The sequence below is a fragment of the Streptomyces sp. NPDC000983 genome (assembly GCF_040299205.1).
Classification (GTDB): Bacteria; Actinomycetota; Actinomycetes; order Streptomycetales; family Streptomycetaceae; genus Streptomyces.
Genome location: NZ_JBEPBM010000001.1, coordinates 204218 through 225801, shown reverse-complemented (window position 1 = coordinate 225801; position 21584 = coordinate 204218). Strand labels below are relative to the sequence as shown.

The window sequence follows — 21584 nt, the reverse complement described above, 5'->3', positions numbered from 1 at the left end:
TTCCCGCCGGGAAACCTTCCCAGGCAGAGAAGGAAGGGTCCACCCCGTCCATGGCAGAGCTTGTCTACCGTCCCGTCGTCGGTCTCGCCGTCACCCTGTTCAAGGCATGGGACCTCAAGATCGACTGCAAGGGGTCGGAGAACATCCCGCGCTCGGGCGGTGCCGTGCTGGTGAGCAATCACATCAGCTACCTGGACTTCGTCTTCAACGGCCTGGCCGCGCTCCCGCAGAAGCGCCTGGTGCGCTTCATGGCGAAGGAGTCCGTTTTCCGGCACCGGATCTCCGGTCCGCTGATGCGCGGGATGAAGCACATCCCGGTCGACCGCAAGCAGGGTGAGGCGGCCTACCAGCACGCGCTGGAGTCGCTGCGGTCCGGCGAGATCGTGGGCGTCTTCCCGGAGGCCACGATCTCGCAGTCGTTCACCCTGAAGAGCTTCAAGTCGGGTGCCGCCCGGCTCGCCCAGGAGGCCGGCGTCCCGCTGATCCCGATGGCGGTCTGGGGTACCCAGCGCCTGTGGACCAAGGGGCATCCGCGCAACTTCAAGCGCAGCCACATCCCGGTGACCATCCGGGTCGGCGAGGCCGTCGAGGCGTCCAAGGACAAGTACGCGGGCGCCATCACCCGCCAGCTGCGCGGGCGCGTCCAGGAGCTGCTGGAGGCCGCCCAGCGCGCCTACCCGGTACGCCCTAAGGACGCGAACGACACCTGGTGGATGCCCGCGCACCTCGGGGGTACGGCGCCCACGCCGGAGCAGGTCCGCGAGGCCGAGGCCCGCTGAGGGCCACCACGGGCTGAGGGCGACGCCGGGCCGAGCGGCTACGACGGGCGCACCCCGACCCGCGCCCCGGGGCTGAACTTCTCCAGCAGGGCGACGAGTTCGTCCGCCGCTCGCTCCACCTCGGCGAGCGGCATCGGCGCCAGGCTCTCCAGCAGGAAGATCGCCGAGACCGTCTCCTCGGTGAGGCGGGTGCGGGGGCCCTGGCGCCAGTTCCAGCGGCGGCAGGTCACGCCCGCCCCGTCGCACCACACCACCTCGCCGGCGTCGGGGTGTTCGACCACCTCGGCGCCGTCGGCGACGGTCACGAAGGGCTCCTCGCCGGTGGCCCTGATCAGCCGCATGCCGCCCTCGATCCGGTCGAGGTCCTCACCGCCGACCGGGATCAAGTGGGCCACGCTGACGGCGTTGTAGAGGTCGACGAGCAGGTTGATCCGGGGCAGACCGGCGCCCGACAGGGCCCGCTTGGCCAGCGCCTCCGCGGAGTTGCGGGTACGCGAGGGCTTGGACCCGAACGCCGTGTACACCTCCCGCCAGGCGGCCATGTGCGGATCCTCGTGCGGGGCCCGCCCTTCCAGGCGCTCGGCGAGGCGGCGGGCCGCGTCGTCGAGGAGCGCGGAACTGCCCTCGGTGCTGGGCCCGTTGACGAGTCCGTGGGCTTCGACGGCGATGTGGGCGAAGCCGGGGGCCAGGGCCCGCACCTCGTCGGACACGGTCGGCGTGAGGGTCATGGTGCGCCTTGCCTCAGAGTGCGGTCGGAAGGATCTGCCACAGGTGCGGCAGGTCGGTCGCGCTCCGGAGGGCGCCGAGGGCTGCCGGGTGCGGTTTAGCGTACAGGACCGGGTAGTCCAGCTCATTGGACCGCGGGTCGACGGGGAAGGCCAGCCGCTCGCCGTCCAGGGAGAACTGGGCATCCACTCCGGGCTTGTTGCCCCGGGGGTCCTGCCGGTGCCACGCCCCCCGGAACCGGACGGCGACCAGGCCGTGCACCACGTCGAACTTCTGGTAGCACAGCGCCGTGGGGATGTCCTCGGCCCGCAACAGGGCCGCCAGCGCGTGGGACTTGGCGTAGCAGATGCCGGTGCGCTGCTCCAGTACGTCGGAGGCGCGCCAGGTCACCCGCGGATCCCCCGAGTCGTGGGAGTGCGGGATCTCGTCGCGCACGTACTCGAAGGCCAGCCGCGCATAGGCATACGAGTCCTCGGCCTGTTCGGCGAGCCGGGCGGCGGTCCGCCGGACCACCGGATGTTCATGGTCGACAGCCTCGTCAGCGGCCAAGTAGGCGGAGAGGTCGGGGGTTTCCTGCTTGAGCTCCATGGCTGCCGAGCATAGGAAAGCGATCACCCGAGAGTCAATGCTTTTTCGGGTGACCGCATACCTATGCAGAGAGGGCTAGTGCGCCATCTCCTCCTTCAGTGCCGCCAGGAAGGCGTCCACGTCGTCCTCGGTGGTGTCGAAGGAGCACATCCAGCGCACGACACCCTCGTTCTCGTCCCAGAAGTAGAAGCGGAAGCGCTTCTGCAGGCGCTCGCTCACCTCGTTGGGGAGCTTGGCGAAGACACCGTTGGCCTGCACCGGGTGAAGGATCTCGACGCCGTGCACCGCGCGGACGCCTTCGGCGAGCCGCTGCGCCATCTCGTTGGCGTGCCGGGCGTTGCGCAGCCACAGGTCCTTGGCGAGCAGCGCCTCCAACTGCACCGACACGAAGCGCATCTTGGAGGCGAGCTGCATGGACAGCTTGCGCAGGTGCTTCATGTGGCTGACCGCGTCCGGGTTGATCACCACGACCGCCTCGCCGAACAGGGCGCCGTTCTTGGTGCCGCCCAGGGAGAGGATGTCGACGCCGACGGCGTTGGTGAAGGTCCGCATGGGGACGTTCAGCGAGGCCGCCGCGTTGGCTATCCGGGAGCCGTCGAGGTGCACCTTCATGCCGCGCGCGTGGGCGTGGTCGCAGATGGCGCGGATCTCGTCGGGCGTGTAGAGCGTGCCCAGCTCGGTGCTCTGGGTGATCGAGACGACCTGGGGCATCGCCCGGTGCTCGTCCTCCCAGCCCCATGCCTGCCGGTCGATCAGCTCGGGGGTGAGCTTGCCGTCCGGGGTGGGCACGGTGAGCAGCTTCAGGCCGCCCATCCGCTCGGGCGCACCGCCCTCGTCGACGTTGATGTGCGCGCTCTCGGCGCAGATCACCGCGCCCCAGCGGTCGGTGACCGCCTGGAGCGCGACGACGTTGGCGCCGGTGCCGTTGAAGACCGGGAACGCCTCGGCCGTGGGACCGAAGTGAGTGCGGATGATCCCCTGGAGGTTCTCCGTGTAGTCGTCCTCGCCGTAGGCGACCTGGTGGCCGCCGTTGGCCAGGGCCAGCGCGGCGAGGATCTCCGGGTGGACGCCGGCGTAGTTGTCGCTGGCGAAACCGCGGAGCTCCGGGTCGTGATGGCGACGCGCATCGGTCTTCGGGGGGTTCACGGCTTCTCGGTGAGCCACAGACGCTGTCCGTTCACTTCGGCGGCGGGCTTGTCCCAGACGCCGGCGATGGCCTCGGCGAGGTCGTCGACGTCGGTGAAGCCCGCGAACTTCGCGTGGGGGCGGTCGGCACGCATCGCCTGGTGCACCAACGCCTTCACCACCAGGATGGCAGCCGCCGACGTGGGCCCCTGCTCGCCCCCGGCCTTCTTGAAGTAGTCGGCCATGGCGAGCGTCCACGCCTCGGCCGCCGCCTTGCCGGCGGCGTAGGCGGCGTTGCCGGCGGTCGGGTTGCTGGCGCCCGCCGCGCTGATCAGGACGTACCGGCCCCGGTCGCTGCGCTGGAGCGCCTCGTGGAAGGCGAGGGTGGTGTGCTGCACGGTGCGGATGAGCAGCAGTTCCAGGAAGTCCCAGTCGTCGAGGCTGGTCTTGGTGAAGGTCTCGCTGCCGCGCCAGCCGCCCACGAGGTGGACGAGGCCGTCGACCCGGCCGAAGTCCTTCTCGATGCGGGTGGCCCAGTCGCGGGTGGAGTCCAGGTCGAGCAGGTCGACCGTGTCGCCGACGACGGTGGCGCCGCCGTGCGCGTAGCTGGCCGCGTCCACGGCCGCCGCGAGGCGCTCCGGGTCGTTGTCCGAGCCCACGACGGTCGCGCCGGCCTCGGCCAGCCGCAGCAGGGCCGCCCGTCCGGCGGGCCCGCCCGCGCCCGCCACCGCGATCACCGCACCGTTGAGCGTCCCGTTCCCGTTTGCCATCTTGCCCTCCTGAGCCAGGTCCTCGGCACGGTCGCTCACGCGGCGACCCGCTCGGCGCTGTCCGCCGTGATGCCCTTGGTGGAGGCGATCACGTTCTTGAGCTTCTTGGACAGGGCCTCATAGAACATGCTCAGCGGAAACTCGTCGGGAAGCACGTCATCGACGAGCTTGCGCGGCGGCTGGGTCAGGTCCAGGGCGTCGGGACCCTTGGCCCACTTGGAGCCGGGGTGCGGGGAGAGGAAGCCGGAGACCAGCTCGTACCCGGCGAACCAGTGGACCAGCTTGGGGCGGTCGATGCCGTCGCGGTACAGCTTCTCGATGTCGGCGCAGAGCTGGTTGGTGACCTGCGGGGCGCGCTGCCAGTCGATGAACAGCTTGTTGTCGGTCCAGCGGACGACGTCGTGCTTGTGCAGGTAGGCGAAGAGCAGCTGGCCGCCGAGGCCGTCGTAGTTGCGGTTGCGGTCGCCGGTGAGCGGGAAGCGGAACATCCGGTCGAAGAGCACGGCGTACTGCACGTCGCGGGCCTGCGGGACGCCTTCGGCCTCCAGCTTCACGGCCTCCTTGAAGGCGGTGAGGTCGCAGCGCAGCTCCTCCAGGCCGTACATCCAGAACGGCTGGCGCTGCTTGATCATGAAGGGGTCGAACGGCAGGTCGCCGTGGCTGTGGGTGCGGTCGTGGACCATGTCCCACAGGACGAAGGCCTCCTCGCAGCGCTTCTGGTCGTGGACCATCGCGGCGATGTCCTCGGGCAGCTCCAGACCCAGGGTGTCGACGGAGGCCTCGGTGACCCGGCGGAAGCGGGCGGCCTCGCGGTCGCAGAAGATGCCGCCCCAGGTGAAGCGCTCGGGCGCCTCGCGCACGGCGATCGTCTCGGGGAAGAGCACGGCGGAGTTGGTGTCGTACCCGGCCGTGAAGTCCTCGAACTTGATGCCGCAGAACAGCGGGTTGTCGTAGCGGGTGCGCTCCAGTTCGGCCAGCCAGTCGGGCCAGACCATGCGCAGCACGACCGCTTCGAGGTTGCGGTCGGGGTTGCCGTTCTGCGTGTACATCGGAAAGACGACCAGGTGCTGGAGGCCGTCGGCGCGGTTGGCGGCGGGCTGGAAGGCCAGCAGCGAGTCCAGGAAGTCCGGTACCTCGAAGCCGCCGTCGGCCCAGCGGTTCAGGTCCTGCACCAGGGCCTTGTGGTAGTCGGCGTCGTGCGGCAGCAGCGGGGAGAGCTCCTCGACGGCCTCGACGACACGCCGTACGGCGGCCTCGGCGTCCGCCCGGGCGGGTGCGCCCTCGGCCACGAAGTCGATCGACCCGTCCTTGGACTGCCATGGCCGGATCTGCTCCACGGCATCCTTGAGCACGGGCCATGCCGGGTGCTCCACCACCCTGGCCACAGGAGAAACCTGCATCTCCGTACCCGACTGCACAAGAATTTCCGTCATGTCCCATCCTCCACGGGAGAACCTCGCGTAAGGCCACCGTACGCGTAGGAGCTTTACCTCAGCAAGAGGAAGCCCGGGAAAATATCCTGCGCACCCCCCATCGTCACCGAAGTTTTTCCTGTCTGACGGGATGGCTGCACTCTTCCGGGGTAGGCGCAATGCTCCGATCGGTCAATCGCGGCGCGATGTGCCCACGGCCGGGTGAGCACCGGCCGGATCCCGCCGTCCACGGGGCCGATCCCCGGCGTACGCACGGGTTTCATCCGCCTCCCCGGCGGTTAGGCTGCGGCACTGTCACGCGAACGTGCCGTTCCGGGTCGGGCGCGTGCCGAGCCGCCGTCGACGGAAGCGAGTCGAACCTTGAACTTCCTCACCATCGGTCACCGCGGAGTCATGGGTGTCGAGCCCGAGAACACCCTCCGATCCTTCGTCGCCGCCCAGCAGGCCGGCCTCGACCTCATCGAACTCGATCTGCACCTGAGCAAGGACGGCCACCTGGTCGTCATGCACGACACCGACGTGGACCGCACGACCGACGGCAACGGCCCGATCGCCGAGAAGACCCTCGCGGAGCTGCGCGCCCTGGACGCCGGCCGGGGCGAGCGGGTACCGGTCTTCGAGGAGGTCCTGGACGCCGTGACGGCGCCGTTGCAGGCGGAGATCAAGGACGTGGCCGCGGCACGGGCGCTGGCCGAGGTGATGCTCCGGCGGGACCTCGTCTCCCGGGTGGAGGTGTCGTCGTTCCACGACGAGGCCGTCGCCGAGATCGCCCGCCTGGTGCCGGGCGTGCGGACCGCGCTGATCGGCAGCCGCTACGGCACCGACATCGTGGACCGGGCCGTGGCGGTGGGCGCCCGTACGGTCTGCCTGAACATCCGCCGGATCACCCTGGAGGTGGTCGAGGCGGCCCGCGCGGCGGATCTGAGGATCATCGGCTGGGTGGTGAACACCCAGGAGCACCTGCGCCTCGTCCGCGCCCTGGAGCTGGACGGGGCGACCACCGACCTCCCGGAGATCAAGCGCACCGGCCGCTTCACCGCCTGATGGTCAGCCGAGTTCCTTGGTGAGCAGCTCGAACCGGAGGTCGTCGCGCTGCGGGACGCCGAAGCGCTCGTCGCCGTACGGGAAGGGGGTCATCCGGCCCGTACGGCGATAGCCGCGGCGCACGTAGAAGTCGATGAGGTCCTCGCGCACGGAGATCACCGTCATGTGCATCTCGGTGGCGCCCCAGCCCTCCCGGGCGACGCGTTCCGCCTCGGCGAGGACGACCTTGCCCAGCCCCGCGCCCTGGAGGTCGGGGCTGACCGCGAACATGCCGAAGTAGGCGTGGGAGCCGCGGTGCTCGACATGGCAGCAGGCGACGACACGGCCGTCCCGCTCGACCACGAGCAGCCGGCTGTCGGGGGTGGCGATGACCTCCAGTACGCCCTGCCGGTCGGTGCGCTGCCCCTCAAGGATGTCCGCCTCGGTGGTCCAGCCCGTCCGGCTGGAGTCGCCCCGGTACGCCGACTCGACCAGGTCGACCAGGGCGTCGACGTCGGCGTCGGTCGCGTCACGGAAGGTCACTGCGGCGGCGGTCCCCATCGGTCGCGTCTCCTGTCTCGCACGGCACGGGCAGGGACGAGCGTAACCCGCTGCCACTACCCTCCGGGATCATGGTGCATGTACTGAGCAGCAGAATCCTGCTCCACCCCGTGGACCCCGACCGTTCCCGCGCCTTCTACGGCGGTCAGCTGGGGCTCGCGATCCAGCGCGAGTTCGGTACCGGCGTCGAGCGCGGCACCGTGTACTTCCTCGGCGGCGGCTTCCTGGAGGTCTCCGGCCGGGCGACGGCACCGCCCTCCCCCGCGCTCCAGCTCTGGCTCCAGGTGGCCGACGCGGCCGCGGCGCACGAGGAACTGCTGGCCAAGGGCGTCGAGATCGTCCGCCCGCCGGTGCGCGAGCCGTGGGGGCTGGTCGAGATGTGGATCGAGGACCCGGACGGCACCCGCATCGCGCTCGTGGAGACGCCCGAGGACCATCCGCTGCGGTACCGGCCGGGCATCTAGCCGCTCTCCGCCCGTGGCAGTCGCACCGGGCCGGTCGCGGCTCCGTTGGCCCGGTGCGGACGGGGGCCTTAGCGTGCTGGTGGGGGCCGTGCTGTCGGAAGGGGCGCCATGAAGGTCGACCGGCCGGTGATCGGCGGGCCCTGCTGGGCCGAGCTGGGAACCAGCGATCTCGAGGCCGCACGGCGGTTCTACGGCCACCTCTTCGGGTGGCGCGGCGAGACCGACCCGCGACAGGAGGCGGGCGGCTACACCGTGGCCCACCTCGGCGACGCCGCGGTGGCCGCGCTGAGCCCGCTGTACCAGGAGTCGCAGCCCGTCGCCTGGAACGTGTCCTTCCTGGTCGCCGACGCCGACGCCACCGCCGGGAAGGCGGAGGCGACGGGGGCGACGGTGCTGGTCGGGCCGATGGACGTCTTCGACATGGGCCGCTTCGCCGTGGTCCTCGACCCGGGCGGGGCGGCGTTCCAGCTGTGGCAGGCCCGCGCCTTCCCCGGCGCGGGCCTGTTCAACGTGCCGGGCGCGCTCGGCTGGGTGGAGCTGATGACCCGCGCCCCCGAGCGGGCCGTGGTCTTCTACCGGGCGCTGTTCGGCTGGAGCGTCGACGCCTCCGAGCACTACACCCAGTGGGGCCTGGACGGCGCCGACTTCGGCGGCATGGTGGCGATGGACGAGAAGTTCCCGCCCGAGGTGCCCGCGCACTGGCTGCCGTACTTCGCCGTGGCGGACGTCGACGCCGCCGCGGCCACCGCCACCGAGGCGGAGGGCACCGTGCTCATGGAGCCGACCTCGGTCCCCGAGGGCCCGCGCATCGCGGTGCTGCGGGACCCGCAGGGCGCCATGTTCGGCGTCCACCGCGCCGCGGACTACCAGGACTGAGCGGCCTCACACCCGCAGGGTTCCCGCCCGGCCCTCCAGACGCATCAGCAACTCGCCCAGCAGCGCGGCGAGTTGGGTCTGCCCGGGGGTGTCGAGGTCGGACAGGACGGCCGTCTCGTAGGCCAGTTGCTCGGGCAGGATGCCGTCGACCAGGGTCCGTCCCGCCTCGGTGAGGCGGACGTGGGTGACGCGGCGGTCGCGGTCGTCGCCCCGGCGCTCCACCAGGCCGCGCTCGGTGAGCTGCTTGAGGCGTTTGGTGACCGCGGCGCCCGAGGAGAAGGTCTCGCGGGCCAGTTCGCCGGGCGTCAGCTCATGGCCGGTGCGGCGCAGCGCGCCGAGCAGGTCGAACTCGGGGCGGCTGAGTCCGGCCCGGCGCAGCGGCGCGTCCTCGGCCTGCTGGAGGAGTGCGGCGCAGCGGTTGACCCGGCCGATGATCTCCATGGGCCCGGTGTCCAGGTCGGGGTGGACGGCCCGCCACTGCCGGACGACCGCGGCGACCGTGTCGTCCCGCCCGCCGCGTGCGCCTCCCGCCGGTGATGCCGTCATGGTCGTACGCCCTCCGTGGTGCGGTGGTCCGGGCGTGCGGCCCGGTGCCGGGTGGTCGCCGCGAGCGTACGGTGTCCGGCGTGCTCGGCGAGCACCACCCGGTCCGCGGGCAGGGCGCGCCGCACCCGTTCGCCGCAGGCGGTGTCGAAGACGGCGCGCAGGTCGACCAGGGCGGCGGTCAGGGACCGGTGGGCGGCGTCCACGGCGGCGGGCGCCGGACGCGGTTCGGCGAGCAGCCGGACGGCGCGCTCCCGGGCGTGTTCCAGGCCGGCGAGTGCCCCTTCGACGCGGTCACCGGCGCCGCGGTCGGCGACGAGGAGGGCCGCGGCGAGGCCGACGAGGGCGCCGACCAGGGTGTCGACGACGCGTTCGGTGATGAGGGTGCCGGGTTCCTGGAAGCCGGTGAACTCGGTGATCAGGAGCGCCATCGGGGTCACGCAGACGCTGCCGAGCCAGTAGTTGCGGCCGATCAGGGCCTCGGCGCCGAAGTTCAGGGCGAGGCAGCACAGGACGAGGGCGGCCGGGCCGAGGTGGGCCAGCGGGGCGAGGGCGGCGAAGAACAGGACGCCCGCGAGGTTGCCGACGACGCGCTGGACGCCGCGGCTCCAGGTCAGGGTGAGGTTGGCCTGGTACAGGGCGGCGGCGGTGACGAGCGCCCAGTAGGGGCGGCCGATGCCGAGGGCGAGGGAGGCGTATCCGGCGAGGGCGCAGCCGAGGGCGGTGCGGGCGGCGAGCGGGGCCAGGGGGCGGAGCCGGGGCCACAGGGGCTGCCGCTCGGGGGCGGCCGGGGTGGTGGCGCTCCGGCCGGGGAGCCCTTCGGTGTCCGGGACGGCGGCGCCGGTGCTCGGGACGGCGCCGGTGCCGCGCAGCGCGCGGGCCCAGTCGCGCAGCCGCTCGGGGTCGGCGTCGGCGGGGGCGGCGAGGGCGACCTCGGCGCGGACGAGGAGCCGTTCCAGGGCGCGCCGGGTGGCCGAGCGGCGCCCGGCGGAGAGCAGGGTCTGCCAGGCGGTGTGGAGGGCGACGGCGGCCCGGGCGCGGCCGAGGGTGTGCTCGGCGGCGGCCCTGGGGCGGCCGGGTGTGGGCTCGGCGGCGCCGTCCCCGGGGCGGTGGGCGGCGGCGTACGCGGCGGCCGCGTTCAGGGCGGCGGCGGTGGCCCGGCGCTCCGGGCCGTGCGGGCGGAGCAGGCCGGGGGCCATGCCGACGGCCCAGGCCCAGACGCCGGCCGCCGCGGCGAGCGCCAGATGGCCGGGGACCTGGGCGAGGGTCTGCGGCACGAAGAGGGCGGCGGAGCTGATGAAGGTGAGGACGACGTTTCCGGGCGGGCCGACGCGGGTGGCGTCGCACAGCGCCTTCTGGACCGCGGCGACCAGCGCCCCGACGGCCACCAGGACGACGGCGCTGCCGGTGAGCGAGGCGGCGACCAGCGCCACGGCGAGCCCGGCGAGCATCCCGGCGACGACCAGGGCGAGGGTGCGGGCCCGTGCGGCGTAGGGGCGGTTGTGGGCGTAGAGGGCGCACAGCGATCCGGCCATCGTGTACATGGCCAGGTCGAGGCGGCCGAGGGCGAGGAGGGTCAGGTTGGGCGGGGCGACCGCGACGATCACGCTCAGGGCGGGCTTGAACCAGATCTCCGAGGGGCGGCCGAGGCGCAGCGCGCCGGCCAGCGGAAGACGTCGGGAGGGGGTCGCACTGCTCATGACTCATAACCTTAGCAGGTGTTTTACTCGTAAAAGATATGCGCCGACCTGTCGTGCTCCCGTGAATGCTCCCCGTGTACACCCTTGCGCTCGCGTGCGCGCCGCGTGTCCCGGGCAGTCTCCGTGCGACCAACGGGGGACCGCCCGGCGGCGCCCAGCGGGGAGGACGTGTGCATCTACCGGCTTCGCCCGGCTGGCTGCTGGTCGCGTTGTGCGCGGCGACCGGCGCCTACTGTCTGCTGCGGATGCGCAGCGGCGTCGAGGAACAGCGCCGGGCCGCGGGCGGCGAGGCGCTGATGGGCTTCGGCATGGCCGTGATGGCCGTACCGGCCGCCGTGTTCACCCCGCCGTCCTGGGCCTGGCCCGGGTACGCGGCGGTGTTCGGCGCGGCGGCCCTGCACGCCCTGTGGGCGGCCCGGGCCAGCGCCCACCATCTGCACCATCTCGTCGGCGCCTGCGCGATGGTCTACATGGCGGTCGCGATGTCCTCCTCCCCCGGCCACCACGGCACCTCCGGCGTCCCCCTCCTGACCGGGACGCTCCTGCTCTACTTCACCGGTTACGTGCTGGTGACCGGCGTCCGGCTGGTCCCGGTGGCCGCGGGCGGCGGCGCCGTACGGCTGGGCGACCGGCCGGAGTTGGCGCGGGCGTGCCGGCTGTCGATGGGCATCGCGATGGTCGCGATGCTGCTGACCGTGTGAGCCCCGTGGCCTGTGTCACTTTGCCGCCGCGGCCCGTACCCCTCGGCGGTACGGCCCTCATAGGCTGCTCCCATGATGGTCCCCGCGGCACTGCTGCTGCTCGGCGCCCTGACCGCCGTGCTGGCGCCCCGCGTGCTCGCCCGGGCCGAATTCCCCGACCGTGAACCGGTGGTGGCGCTCTGGGTGTGGCAGTGCGTGGTGGTGGCCGTCCTGCTGTGCTGCGCCCTGTCGATGACCCTCAGCGCGGCCGCGGCCTGGCAGGCGGTGCGCGGTCATGTGTTCGCGCCGGCCCCGTCGACCGTGGTCGAGGCGTACGCCTTCGGGGTGCCCGGCCCCTGGGCGGCGGTGACCGCGGTGGCGCTCGCCTGCGCCGGGGCGTGGAGCGGTGTGACGCTGGTCCGCGAGATCGCGCGGGCCCGGGCCAGACGCTGCCGCCAGGAGGCCGAACTCCTCGACCGCGCCCCGCTGTTGCCCGGCGAGGAGAGCGGTCCCGACGGACGTCTGGTGGTCCTGGAGAGCGAGCGGCCCGACGCCTGGTGGCTGCCCGGGTCGGTGCCGCGCCTCGTCGTCACCACGGCCGCGCTGCGCCGCCTGAAGGGGCGGCAACTGGACGCCGTACTCGCCCACGAACAGGGCCACGCCCGGGCCCGGCACGACTGGCTGCTGCACTCCTCCGCGGCGCTGGCCACGGCGTTTCCGCAGGTGCCGGTGTTCGCCGCGTTCCGGGACGAGATGCACCGGCTGGTCGAACTGGCCGCCGACGACATGGCCTCGCGCCGCCACGGCCGGCTGACCACCGCGCTGGCGCTGGTCGAACTCAACGAGGACCGGGGCGTGTTCGGCCCCGGCCCCAGCACGCAGGCTCATGTGCCCCAGCGGGTGACCCGCCTGCTCACTCCGCCCCGGCGGCTCACCCCGGCCCGCCGGCTGCGGCTGACGGCGGCCGGCGCTCTGGTGCCCGTGATCCCGGTGCTGGTGACGTTCGGACCGGGGCTGCGGGCACTCGGATAGTCCGGCACGGGCGGGCCGGAGTTGGCCTCCGGCACCCGAGGTCGGCGAGTATCGCAGTATGCACACCCAGCCCGTCGACTCCCCGCCCCGTCCGCCGGCCCCCGCCCCCGCCCGCTGGGCGGCCGTGCTCACCCTGTGCTCCGCTCTCCTGCTCGCCCTGGTCGCGACCCGGTGGCGTCCCCTGATGACCCTCGACGGGGACATCGCGGAGACCACCCACCGCTGGGCGGTCGACGAACCCGGGCTGACACAGACGTTCCGGATCCTGACGGACTGGGTCTGGGACCCCTGGACCATGCGGCTGCTGTGCGCGGCGGCGGTGGTGTGGCTGCTGTGGCGGCACGCGGCCCGCCGGACGGCGCTGTGGCTGGTCCTCGCCACCGCGCTCGGCACCGCCCTCCAGCAGGGCCTGAAAGCAGCGGTGGACCGTGCTCGCCCGGTCTGGCCCGACCCCGTCGACTCCGCCCACTACTCCGCCTTCCCGTCCGGCCACGCCATGACCGCCACGGTGGTCTGCGGGCTCCTGCTGTACCTGCTGCACCGCCACGGCGTCGGCCGCGCGGTGTGGCGCACGGCCGTCGCGGTGGCGGTGGTGTCCGTGCTCGGTGTCGGACTGACCCGGGTGTGGCTGGGCGTCCACTGGGCCTCGGACGTGGTCGGCGGCTGGGTCATGGGCACCGCGCTGGTGGCCCTGGCGGTGATCGCGCACGGCCGCTGGGGGTCCCGGCGGCGGGGCGGGGCAACGGACTGAAACGCCCTCGCGGCAGATCCACTCCCCCGTAGGCTTCGGGCATGACGGCAGTCCTGTTCGACTTCTCCGGCACGCTCTTCCGCATCCAGTCCGCCGAGTCCTGGCTGCGCGGGGCGCTGGCCGAGCGGGACATCGAACTGCCGGAGCCGGAGGTGTCCGGCACCGCGAGGGCCCTGGAACGGATGGGGGCGCTGCCGGGCGGGGCGGATCCCGCCTGGCTGCCGGAGGACGTCGCGAGCGTCTGGGGCGTACGGGACAAGAGCCCGGAACTGCACCGGGCCGCTTACACGGGACTGTCCCGGCACGTCCCGCTGCCCGACGAGGGGCTGCACGACCTCCTCTACGACCGCCACATGGACCCCGACGCCTGGCGGCCCTACCCGGACGCCGCCGAGGTGCTGGCCGGCCTGCAGGAGCGCGGGATCGGGGTCGGCGTGGTCAGCAACATCGGCTGGGACCTGCGCCCCGTCTTCCGCGAGCACGGGCTCGACCGGTACGTGGACGTCTACGTCCTGTCCTTCGAGCACGGGGTGCAGAAGCCGGACCCGCGGCTGTTCCGGACGGCCTGTGCCGCACTGGACGCCGATCCGCGCGAGGTCCTGATGGTCGGCGACAACCGCCGGGCGGACGGCGGGGCCGCGGCGCTGGGGTGCGGGGTCCACTTCGTGGACCATCTGCCGGCGGCCGAACGGCCCGACGCGCTGCGCCCGGTACTGGACGTGGTGGAGCGCATGCGGGGCGGCCGGCACGAGGACTCCGGCGTCGGCGTCTGATCGGTCGCCCGGGGCCACCATCGGGGAGTCGCACGCCCGCCTTGGGCGATCCCCCGTGTCGCCCAAGGCAGGCGGCAACCCGAAACCCGAACGGCACAGCGGCCGACGGGCTGCGCTGAGTATAGTTGGCTGGCAGCCAGTCAACGCAGGAGTACAGCATGTCCCCGCGCAGCGCCTCGGTCAATGAAGAACTGCGGCGGCGTTCCCGGGAGCGGCTCCTCCAGGCAGCGGTCGAGCTGGTGAGCGAGCGCGGCTACGAGGCCACGACCCTGGGCGACATCGCGGACCGGGCCGGTTCGGCGCGCGGCCTGGTCTCCTACTACTTCCCCGGCAAGCGCCAGCTCCTCCAGTCCGCGGTGCACCGGCTGATGCACCGCACGCTGGAGGAGGCCCTGGAGCGGGAACCGGGCGCCGAGGACGGCCGGGAGCGGATGGCCCGGGCCGTGGACGCGATCCTGGGACTGGCCCGGGACCGGCCCGTGCTGATGCGCCAGCACATGGCGGGAATCCTCCAGGCCGAGGGCTTCGTCCAGTGCCCGGAGCAGCGCCGGCTCGCCGAACTGCTCCGCGACACCTGCGCCCGGTACGGCTCCCCCGACGTCGACGCCGACTACCCGATGCTGCGCGCGCTGCTGATGGGCGCGGTCTACGCGGCGGTGGTGCCCGGGGTCCCGATGCCCGTGCGGGTGCTGCGCGCCGAGCTGTTCAAGCGCTACGGGCTCGACCGGGAGATGGGCTTCCCGCCGGACCCCGACGCACCGCCCGGCGCCTGCGGCGACGCCGACCTCTCGCGGTTCTTCGCCACCGGCGACGAGCCGCTGACGCCCGGCTGCGAACTCAGCGCCGGGCGTGCCGGGGCGTCAGAAGCCCCGCGTCCCGGGCCTGGGCGATCAGCCTGAGCGACTTGCGGCGGCTGTGCCCGGTCGCGCACATGACCGCGAGCACGGGGTCGAAGCCCTCCTCCTGAGCGGCCCGGTACTCCTGCGCGAGCAGCCACCGGCCCTCCGCGCCGCGCGGCCAGGCCGGCCGGGCCCGCCGCCCCGTACCGGCCGCGTCCCGCTCCCCGTCGGCGCCGTCCGTCCGCGCGCCGGGCCCGTCCGGCACCCCGCACGCCTCGAACAGCGGCTCCTCGATCCAGTCGGCGAGCACGGACAGGTCGTCCAGGGAGAGGGCCGGCTGCGCCCGTACGTCCTCGACGGAGACGCCCCCGTCGGAGGTGACCACGGCGAGCGCGTCGACCCGGGCACCGTCCGCGAACGCGAGGCGGACCTGGAACCACGAGGTCGCGCCCCCGTCCTCCCGCACTTCCCACGCGGGCCACACGGACACCTGGCCATCCGTCGGACAACGATCAGAAAGATTAAGAAAGGATGCTTCTAGCACACACGGAACGTAACCGCATGATCACATTCCATACAAACGAACACGCGCGGCCCGTCACGGTCGGCACCCTGTCAGCGCAGCCCGCCGGGTGCCATGCTGGAGCCACCAGCGCTCTCCTGAGATCCCACGGGTGAGGAGTTCCGCCGTGCTGCATGTCGCCGTCGTCGGCTCGGGGCCGAGCGGGTGCTACACCGCGCAGAGTCTCGTACAGCTGGATTCCGCCGTCCGGGTGGACGTCCTGGACCGGCTGCCCTGCCCCTACGGACTGGTCCGGTACGGCGTGGCCCCGGACCACGAGAAGATCAAGTCCCTGCAGAACAACCTGCGTACGGTGCTGGAGCACGAGCGGGTGCGGTTCCTCGGCGGGGTGCGGATCGGGCCCGGCGGGGTCGCGGCCGCCCGGCTCCTGGAGCTGTACCACGCGGTCGTGTACTGCGTGGGCGCGGCCACCGACCGGCACCTGGGGATCCCGGGCGAGGAGCTGCCGGGCAGCTGGTCGGCGACCGAGTTCGTGTCCTGGTACAGCGCCCATCCGGACGCGGCCGACGACGGGTTCGTCAGCGGCGCACGGTCGGCGGTGGTGATCGGCATGGGCAATGTCGCGGTGGACGTCGCCCGCATGCTGGCCCGGGGCACGGCGGAACTGCGTCCGACGGACATGCCCGAGCAGGCGCTGACCGCACTGGCCGCGAGCCGGGTGACCGACATCGCGATGGTCGGCCGGCGCGGCCCCTCGCAGGCCCGCTTCACGACCAAGGAACTGCGCGAGCTGGGCTCGCTGCCGGACACCGACGTCACGGTGGATCCGGCGGAGGCGGCGGCGGACCCCGCCTGGGCGGACCCGTCCGACCTCCCCGGCGCCCAGCGCCGCAACGTGGAGGTGCTGCGCGGCTGGCCCGGGGCGGCGACCCCGGAGGCCCTGCGCCACATCCGGCTGCGGTTCTTCCTGCGTCCCGTCGAACTCCTCGCCGAGGACGGGAGGGTGGGCGCCGTCCGCTTCGAGCGCACGGCACCGGACGGGCGGGGCGGGGTGCTGGGGACCGGGCGGTTCGAGGTGGTGCGGGCCCAGTTGGTGCTGCGCTCGGTCGGCTATCGCGGGGTACCGCTGGAGGGACTCCCCTTCGACCCGGCGACCGCGACCGTGCCGCACTCGGCGGGCCGGGTGCTGCGGGACGGCACGGTCGCCCCCGGCGAGTACGTCGCCGGCTGGATCAAGCGGGGCCCGACCGGCGTCATCGGCACCAACCGGCCCTGCGCCAAGGAGACGGTGACCTCACTGATCGAGGACGCCCCCGCGCTCGCGGGCAGGGCCGTGCCCGAGGACCCGCTGGACGCGCTGCGGGCAGCGGGCAGCGAACCGGTGCCGTGGGAGGGCTGGCGCTCCATCGAGCGCGCGGAGGCGGAACTGGGCGCCGCGCTCGGGCGGCGCGTGGTGAAGCTCGCGGACTGGCGGTCCCTGCTCGACGCCGCGCGCGGCGGGTCCGTCCCGCCCCGCTGACAGGCCCCGGGGACGGGTCACCGACCGGAAACAGCTTCGAAATCAACAAACTGTTCAAGGCGCCTACGGTCTCGCCCATGACGACGCACCCCGTGGACGAAGTCCCACCCGCACGCCAACTGGCCGCCTTCGGCCTCCAGCACGTCCTCGCGATGTACGCGGGCGCCGTGGCCGTCCCCCTGATCGTCGGCGGCGCGATGAAACTGCCGCCGGCGGACCTCGCCTACCTCATCACCGCCGACCTCCTGGTGTGCGGCATCGCCACCCTCATCCAGTGCATCGGCTTCTGGCGCTTCGGCGTCCGGCTGCCGATCATGCAGGGCTGCACCTTCGCCGCCGTCTCACCGATGGTGATCATCGGCACCACGGGCGGCGGACTGCCCGCCATCTACGGCTCGGTGATCGTCGCGGGGCTCGCGATCATGCTGCTGGCGCCGGTGTTCGGCCGACTGCTGCGCTTCTTCCCGCCGCTGGTCACCGGCACGGTGATCCTGATCATCGGCATCTCGTTGCTGCCGGTGGCGGGCAACTGGGTGGCGGGAGGCGCCGGTTCGCAGGACTTCGGCGCGCCCAGGAACCTCGCGCTCGCCGCGTTCGTGCTGGCCGTGGTGGTCGGTGTGCAGCGCTTCGCGCCGGTCTTCCTCAGCCGGATCGCGGTGCTGGTCGGCATCGTCGTCGGACTGGCCGTCGCCGTGCCGTTCGGGTTCACGGACTTCGACGGGGTCGCGGACGCGGACTGGGTGGGCATCAGCACGCCGTTCCACTTCGGCGCCCCCACCTTCGAGGCGTCGGCGATCATCGCGATGCTGGTGGTGGCCCTGGTGACGATGACCGAGACGACGGGCGACTTCATCGCGGTCGGCGAGATGACGGACCGCAAGGTCGACGCGCGCTCCCTGTCCGACGGACTGCGCGCCGACGGCCTGTCGACCGTCCTCGGCGGGGTGTTCAACACCTTCCCGTACACGGCGTACGCGCAGAACGTCGGCCTCGTGGGCATGACCCGGGTGCGCAGCCGCTGGGTGGTCGCGGCGGCCGGCGGCATCCTCGTTTTGCTGGGGCTGCTGCCCAAGCTGGGCGCCGTGGTGGCGGCGATACCGGCGCCGGTGCTGGGCGGCGCGGGTCTGGTCATGTTCGGCACGGTGGCGGCGAGCGGCCTGCGGACCCTGGCCCAGGTCGACTTCAAGGGCAACAACAACCTGACGGTGGTGGCCGTCTCGGTCGCCATGGGCGTGCTGCCGGTGGGCGTGCCGACGCTCTACGACGGGTTCCCCGACTGGTTCCAGACGGTGATGCACAGCGGGATCAGCGCCGGGTGCCTGACGGCGATCGCACTGAACCTGATCTTCAACCACCTTCCCTCGAAGGGGACGTCGGCGGAAGCAAAGGCACCGACGCCCGCGCCGGTGCCGGCGGCGGCCCCGGTGCGCGAGGAGGCCGGATAGCCGCAGGAGTCGCGGGCCGGCGTTCGAATCCCCGCACCGCAGCCGGGAGTTCGACGGCAGGCCGGCGGCCGTCGGGGAGCACCGGCACCCCCCGACGGCCGCGGGGCTCACCCGACGGTGCAGGCGCTCCCGTTGAGCGTGAAGGCGCCGGGCGCGGCGCTGTCGCCCGAGTGGGTCGCCTGATAGCCGATGCTCACGCTCGCGTTCGGGGCGATCGTGCCGTTGTAGGAGGCGTTGGCCGCCGTGACCGCTCCGGAGGCAGGGGCGTACGAGGCGTTCCAGCCGTTGGTGACGGTCTGGCCCGCGGGCAGGGTGAAGCCGAGCCGCCAGCCGTTCACCGTGGTGGTACCGGTGTTGGTGATCGTCACCGAGGCGGTGAGGCCGGTGTTCCAGGCGTTGACGGTGACGGCGACCTTGCAGGGGCCGGCCGGGGGCTCGGGCGCCGGCCCGTCGCCGTCGAGGCCGAAGTAGGCGATGGCGAGCGGGCCCATCACGCCGTAGCTGTAGAGGTTGTGGCCGACGCCCTGGAGGCTGATCGCCTCGACGGGGGCCTGGTCACCGGTGCCGCCGTAGCGGGTGCGGGTCCAGCCCGGCTGCGGGGAGTCGGTGGCGGCCGGGGTCTGGCCGAGGCCGAGCACGTTCGTCCACTGCTCGATCTCCTCGCCGAAGTTGGGGTACCGCAGGACGTCGTCCTCGGTGCCGTGCCAGAGCTGCATGCGCGGCCGGGGGCCGGAGTAGCCGGGGTACGCGGAGCGGACGAGGTCGCCCCACTGCTGCGGGGTGCGGGCCACGGTGCCGCCCGCGCAGGCGCTGTTCCACTCGGAGCCGTCGGTGGTGGCGAAGCAGCCGAAGGGCACGCCCGCGAAGGCGGCGCCCGCCCGGAAGACGTCCGGGTACACCCCGAGCAGGACGTTGGTCATCATGGCGCCGGAGGAGATGCCGGTGGCGTAGACGCGTGAGGTGTCGGCGTCGTAGGCGGCGGTGACCCAGTCGACCATGGACTTGATGCCGACCGGGTCGCTGCCGCCGCCCCTGGTGAGCGCCTGCGGGGAGGCGACGTCGAAGCACTTGCCGGCACGGGTGACCGACGGGTAGATCACGATGAACCCGTAGCGGTCGGCGAGCGAGGCGTACTCGGTTCCGGAGTGCATCGCCGGGCCGGACCCGGTGCAGTAGTGCACGGCCACCAGGACCGCGGGATCGTCGGTGACGCTCTCCGGGACGTACACGTACATCTGCAGGCCGCTGGGGTTGGCGCCGAAGCCGGTGACCTCGGTGAGGGTGGCGGCGGGGACCGCGTCGGCGCGGGCGGCGGGTGCGGCGGACGAGGCGGGTGCGGTGACGAGCAGTGTCGCGAGCAGCGCGAGGAGCGCCGCGCACAGGGCGATGGACCGGGCGGAGGTGAGGGTGCGGGTGGGGGTGGGCACGTCCTTGTCCCTTCTGGTCACGACTCGTGGCGTCCGGGAAGGGCATCGTGGCATGGACACGCCTGCCATGGAAGCGCTCCCACGGCCTCGGGGCACAAGCGGGAAAGGCCCCCTCCCTTTCACCAGGGCGGACGTGATTCTTTTGACGAAAGCGTTGACCAGAAAGCGCTTACCGCTTACGTTCCGTTCAACAGAGTGACCGAGCCGCGGCGCAAATCCCCCAGAAGGTCACCCTGTGCGCGTGCGGTGTTCTGCATGACAAGCATCGTTCACGTACCCGAACAGCGAGCGAACCTCGCCGACCGGCAGCGCCACCGCACGCCCCGCATCTGACCCCCACTCAGAAGAAGGCATCGGGACATGACTTCACTGAACACCAGGCGACGCGCCCTGATGGGCGGAATCGCCTCACTCGGCGTCACGATTGGCATGATCACGACAGGAACGGCACCGACGGCCCACGCCGCCACCTGGCCGTCGGCCAACGGCAGCCAGGCCGTCAGTTCCACCATCTCCGTCTCCGGCACGGTCGACGGCGGCATGAAGCGCTACTACGGCAGCGGGGACCTGGCCGGCGACGGCCAGGAGGAGGGCCAGGACCCGATCTTCAAGCTGGCCGCCGGTGCCACGCTGAAGAACGTGATCATCGGAGCGCCCGGCGCCGACGGCATCCACTGCGAGGGCAACTGCACGCTCCAGAACGTCTGGTGGGAGGACGTCGGCGAGGACGCCGCCACCTTCCGCGGCGGGTCCACCTACACGGTGACCGGCGGCGGCGCGAAGAAGGCCGCGGACAAGGTCTTCCAGCACAACGGCCCCGGCACGGTGAACATCTCCAACTTCGCCGTCAGCGAGTTCAAGACGCTCTACCGCTCCTGCGGCGACTGCTCCACGCAGTACACGCGCAAGGTCAACCTCAGCAACATCGAGGCGACCGGCACCGGTTCGACCGCGCGCCTGGTCGGCATCAACGTCAACCGCAACGACGTGGCGACCCTGCGCGGCATCACCATCCTGAACGACTCGAGCCGCAAGGTCGTTCCCTGCCAGAAGTACAACAACACCACCGCGGTCGGCACCGGCCCGGACAGCACCAACTGCCTGTACTCCACCTCGGACATCACCTACCGCTAGGGGTCGGCCCCCAAAAGCCCCCCGGTTGGTGAAGGCGGCCGTACGAAGTGTCCCCACACGGCGCTTCGTACGGCCTCCGTGTCATGTCCGGCCGGTACGCGCGCGTACCCGCTCGGTCAGCTCGCGCTGGTACCGGGTGTACTCGGCCCGCAGCGACGCGCCCGGCCAGTCGGCGGGCAGCAGCGCGGGCGGGAGGACCGGGTCGGCCAGCAGGTGGCGTACGACGGCGGCGAAGACGGCGAACCGGTCCGCCGGGGCGTCCGTCTCGGTGACCCTGGCCAGCAGGGCCCGCGCCGTGGCGGCCCAGGCGTCCAACGGCCACAGGCTTCCCGCCAGTTCGCGCGCCGGGGCGTCCGGGCGCGCGGTCCAGTGCTGGGACACCGGCCCGAGGTCCGCCGGGAGCGGGCGGGTGAGGTTGGCCGGGCGCAGCCAGACGCCCTCCCGGAGTTCGGCCAGCCGCAGGGCCGCCAGCCGGGTGCGCAGTTCGGCGCGTTCCGCGGGACCGCGGCCCGTCGCGGTGATCACGGCCATCTCCCAGTCGCCGTCCCACGCGCGCGTGCGGGGACGCACCGCCTCGTCCTGGCGGCGCTGGCGCTCCAGCAGCCGGTCGCTGAGCCGGTGGACGGTGTCGGCGCGCCGGAGATCGCCTGCCGCGACCATCCGGCTGAGCGCTGCCCGCACCGTGGAGCCGCCCACCCCGAAGGGCTCCACGCCGCGCACGAGGTCCTTCACCGGCAGCTCGGGCGGATGACAGCCCAGCAGCAGGCTCAGGACGACCGAGCGCGCGGACAGCGGGCGCAGGGCCGGCTCCCCCTCCTCCGCCGTCTGGTTCGTCCGCATGGGCACGTACTGTACGGCGCCGATCTTCATGTT

The 21584-nt window shown here is 72.6% G+C and carries 23 protein-coding genes; 12 read left to right on the top strand and 11 right to left on the bottom strand.

The window, feature by feature from the left end; translation table 11 throughout:
- Window positions 1–50: 50 nt before the first annotated feature.
- The gene (locus tag ABT296_RS00765; RefSeq protein ID WP_351922181.1) at window positions 51–779 is read left to right on the top strand and encodes a lysophospholipid acyltransferase family protein; all 729 of its coding nucleotides are present in this window, start codon (window positions 51–53) and stop codon (window positions 777–779) included.
- Between the two features lie 38 nt (window positions 780–817).
- Here the strand turns inward: ABT296_RS00765 and ABT296_RS00760 are convergent, their stop codons facing one another.
- The 5 genes from ABT296_RS00760 to ABT296_RS00740 form a co-directional block, all read right to left on the bottom strand.
- Window positions 818–1507, bottom strand: coding sequence for a B3/B4 domain-containing protein (locus ABT296_RS00760; protein ID WP_351922180.1), 690 nt, complete (start codon window positions 1505–1507; stop codon window positions 818–820).
- Window positions 1508–1520: 13 nt separating this feature from the next.
- Complete coding sequence (locus tag ABT296_RS00755) at window positions 1521–2093, bottom strand: transglutaminase-like domain-containing protein (protein ID WP_351922179.1); 573 nt, start codon at window positions 2091–2093, stop codon at window positions 1521–1523.
- 75 nt (window positions 2094–2168) lie between these two features.
- The gene (locus tag ABT296_RS00750; RefSeq protein WP_351922178.1) at window positions 2169–3239 is read right to left on the bottom strand and encodes a threonine aldolase family protein; all 1071 of its coding nucleotides are present in this window, start codon (window positions 3237–3239) and stop codon (window positions 2169–2171) included.
- Window positions 3236–3988, bottom strand: a complete 753-nt coding sequence (locus ABT296_RS00745) for an SDR family NAD(P)-dependent oxidoreductase (RefSeq protein ID WP_351922177.1) — start codon at window positions 3986–3988, stop codon at window positions 3236–3238. Before ABT296_RS00745 ends, ABT296_RS00750 begins: the two co-directional genes overlap by 4 nt.
- 35 nt (window positions 3989–4023) lie before the next feature.
- Complete coding sequence (locus tag ABT296_RS00740; protein ID WP_351922176.1) at window positions 4024–5421, bottom strand: DUF6421 family protein; 1398 nt, start codon at window positions 5419–5421, stop codon at window positions 4024–4026.
- A gap of 360 nt (window positions 5422–5781) precedes the next feature.
- On the opposite strand from ABT296_RS00740, the gene ABT296_RS00735 reads away from it, so the two are divergent.
- Window positions 5782–6465 carry a glycerophosphodiester phosphodiesterase gene (locus ABT296_RS00735; RefSeq protein ID WP_351922175.1) on the top strand — a complete coding sequence of 228 codons (684 nt, stop codon included), beginning with the start codon at window positions 5782–5784 and terminating at the stop codon, window positions 6463–6465.
- A gap of 3 nt (window positions 6466–6468) precedes the next feature.
- Here ABT296_RS00735 and ABT296_RS00730 read toward each other — a convergent pair whose 3' ends face one another.
- A complete protein-coding gene (locus ABT296_RS00730; protein WP_351922174.1) occupies window positions 6469–7005 on the bottom strand; it encodes a GNAT family N-acetyltransferase in 537 nt (178 codons plus the stop codon).
- A gap of 71 nt (window positions 7006–7076) precedes the next feature.
- On the opposite strand from ABT296_RS00730, the gene ABT296_RS00725 reads away from it, so the two are divergent.
- Complete coding sequence (locus tag ABT296_RS00725; protein ID WP_351922173.1) at window positions 7077–7469, top strand: VOC family protein; 393 nt, start codon at window positions 7077–7079, stop codon at window positions 7467–7469.
- A gap of 108 nt (window positions 7470–7577) precedes the next feature.
- Window positions 7578–8345, top strand: a complete 768-nt coding sequence (locus ABT296_RS00720; protein ID WP_351922172.1) for a VOC family protein — start codon at window positions 7578–7580, stop codon at window positions 8343–8345.
- Between the two features lie 6 nt (window positions 8346–8351).
- Here the strand turns inward: ABT296_RS00720 and ABT296_RS00715 are convergent, their stop codons facing one another.
- The gene (locus tag ABT296_RS00715) at window positions 8352–8891 is read right to left on the bottom strand and encodes a MarR family winged helix-turn-helix transcriptional regulator (protein WP_351922171.1); all 540 of its coding nucleotides are present in this window, start codon (window positions 8889–8891) and stop codon (window positions 8352–8354) included.
- The gene (locus ABT296_RS00710) at window positions 8888–10588 is read right to left on the bottom strand and encodes an FUSC family protein (protein WP_351922170.1); all 1701 of its coding nucleotides are present in this window, start codon (window positions 10586–10588) and stop codon (window positions 8888–8890) included. The genes ABT296_RS00715 and ABT296_RS00710 overlap by 4 nt, the downstream gene beginning before the upstream one ends.
- 170 nt (window positions 10589–10758) lie before the next feature.
- Here ABT296_RS00710 and ABT296_RS00705 point away from each other — a divergent pair, with 170 nt between their 5' ends.
- The 5 genes from ABT296_RS00705 to ABT296_RS00685 all read left to right on the top strand — a co-directional run bounded on the left by ABT296_RS00705 (window position 10759) and on the right by ABT296_RS00685 (window position 14723).
- Complete coding sequence (locus ABT296_RS00705; RefSeq protein WP_351922169.1) at window positions 10759–11289, top strand: DUF5134 domain-containing protein; 531 nt, start codon at window positions 10759–10761, stop codon at window positions 11287–11289.
- Window positions 11290–11361: 72 nt separating this feature from the next.
- On the top strand, window positions 11362–12300 hold the full coding sequence (locus ABT296_RS00700; protein ID WP_351922168.1) for a M56 family metallopeptidase: 939 nt from the start codon (window positions 11362–11364) through the stop codon (window positions 12298–12300).
- A 58-nt stretch (window positions 12301–12358) separates the two neighbouring features.
- Window positions 12359–13051 carry a phosphatase PAP2 family protein gene (locus tag ABT296_RS00695; protein WP_351922167.1) on the top strand — a complete coding sequence of 231 codons (693 nt, stop codon included), beginning with the start codon at window positions 12359–12361 and terminating at the stop codon, window positions 13049–13051.
- A gap of 41 nt (window positions 13052–13092) precedes the next feature.
- Complete coding sequence (locus ABT296_RS00690; RefSeq protein WP_351922166.1) at window positions 13093–13824, top strand: HAD family hydrolase; 732 nt, start codon at window positions 13093–13095, stop codon at window positions 13822–13824.
- 158 nt (window positions 13825–13982) lie between these two features.
- Window positions 13983–14723 carry a TetR/AcrR family transcriptional regulator gene (locus ABT296_RS00685; protein ID WP_351922165.1) on the top strand — a complete coding sequence of 247 codons (741 nt, stop codon included), beginning with the start codon at window positions 13983–13985 and terminating at the stop codon, window positions 14721–14723.
- Here the strand turns inward: ABT296_RS00685 and ABT296_RS00680 are convergent.
- The gene (locus ABT296_RS00680) at window positions 14662–15153 is read right to left on the bottom strand and encodes a DUF6214 family protein (protein ID WP_351922164.1); all 492 of its coding nucleotides are present in this window, start codon (window positions 15151–15153) and stop codon (window positions 14662–14664) included. The two genes, ABT296_RS00685 and ABT296_RS00680, sit on opposite strands and share 62 nt — an antisense overlap.
- Window positions 15154–15352: 199 nt before the next feature.
- Here ABT296_RS00680 and ABT296_RS00675 point away from each other — a divergent pair, with 199 nt between their 5' ends.
- Both ABT296_RS00675 and ABT296_RS00670 read left to right on the top strand, forming a co-directional pair.
- On the top strand, window positions 15353–16705 hold the full coding sequence (locus ABT296_RS00675; protein ID WP_351922163.1) for an FAD-dependent oxidoreductase: 1353 nt from the start codon (window positions 15353–15355) through the stop codon (window positions 16703–16705).
- A gap of 77 nt (window positions 16706–16782) precedes the next feature.
- The gene (locus tag ABT296_RS00670) at window positions 16783–18150 is read left to right on the top strand and encodes a nucleobase:cation symporter-2 family protein (RefSeq protein WP_351922162.1); all 1368 of its coding nucleotides are present in this window, start codon (window positions 16783–16785) and stop codon (window positions 18148–18150) included.
- Window positions 18151–18257: 107 nt separating this feature from the next.
- On the opposite strand, the gene ABT296_RS00665 is transcribed toward ABT296_RS00670, so the two are convergent.
- Window positions 18258–19577, bottom strand: a complete 1320-nt coding sequence (locus ABT296_RS00665) for an extracellular catalytic domain type 1 short-chain-length polyhydroxyalkanoate depolymerase (RefSeq protein ID WP_502977154.1) — start codon at window positions 19575–19577, stop codon at window positions 18258–18260.
- Between the two features lie 360 nt (window positions 19578–19937).
- Here ABT296_RS00665 and ABT296_RS00660 point away from each other — a divergent pair, with 360 nt between their 5' ends.
- The gene (locus ABT296_RS00660) at window positions 19938–20711 is read left to right on the top strand and encodes a pectate lyase (RefSeq protein ID WP_351922160.1); all 774 of its coding nucleotides are present in this window, start codon (window positions 19938–19940) and stop codon (window positions 20709–20711) included.
- Window positions 20712–20792: 81 nt separating this feature from the next.
- Here the strand turns inward: ABT296_RS00660 and ABT296_RS00655 are convergent, their stop codons facing one another.
- A complete protein-coding gene (locus ABT296_RS00655) occupies window positions 20793–21551 on the bottom strand; it encodes a PaaX family transcriptional regulator C-terminal domain-containing protein (protein WP_351922159.1) in 759 nt (252 codons plus the stop codon).
- Window positions 21552–21584 lie beyond the last annotated feature (33 nt).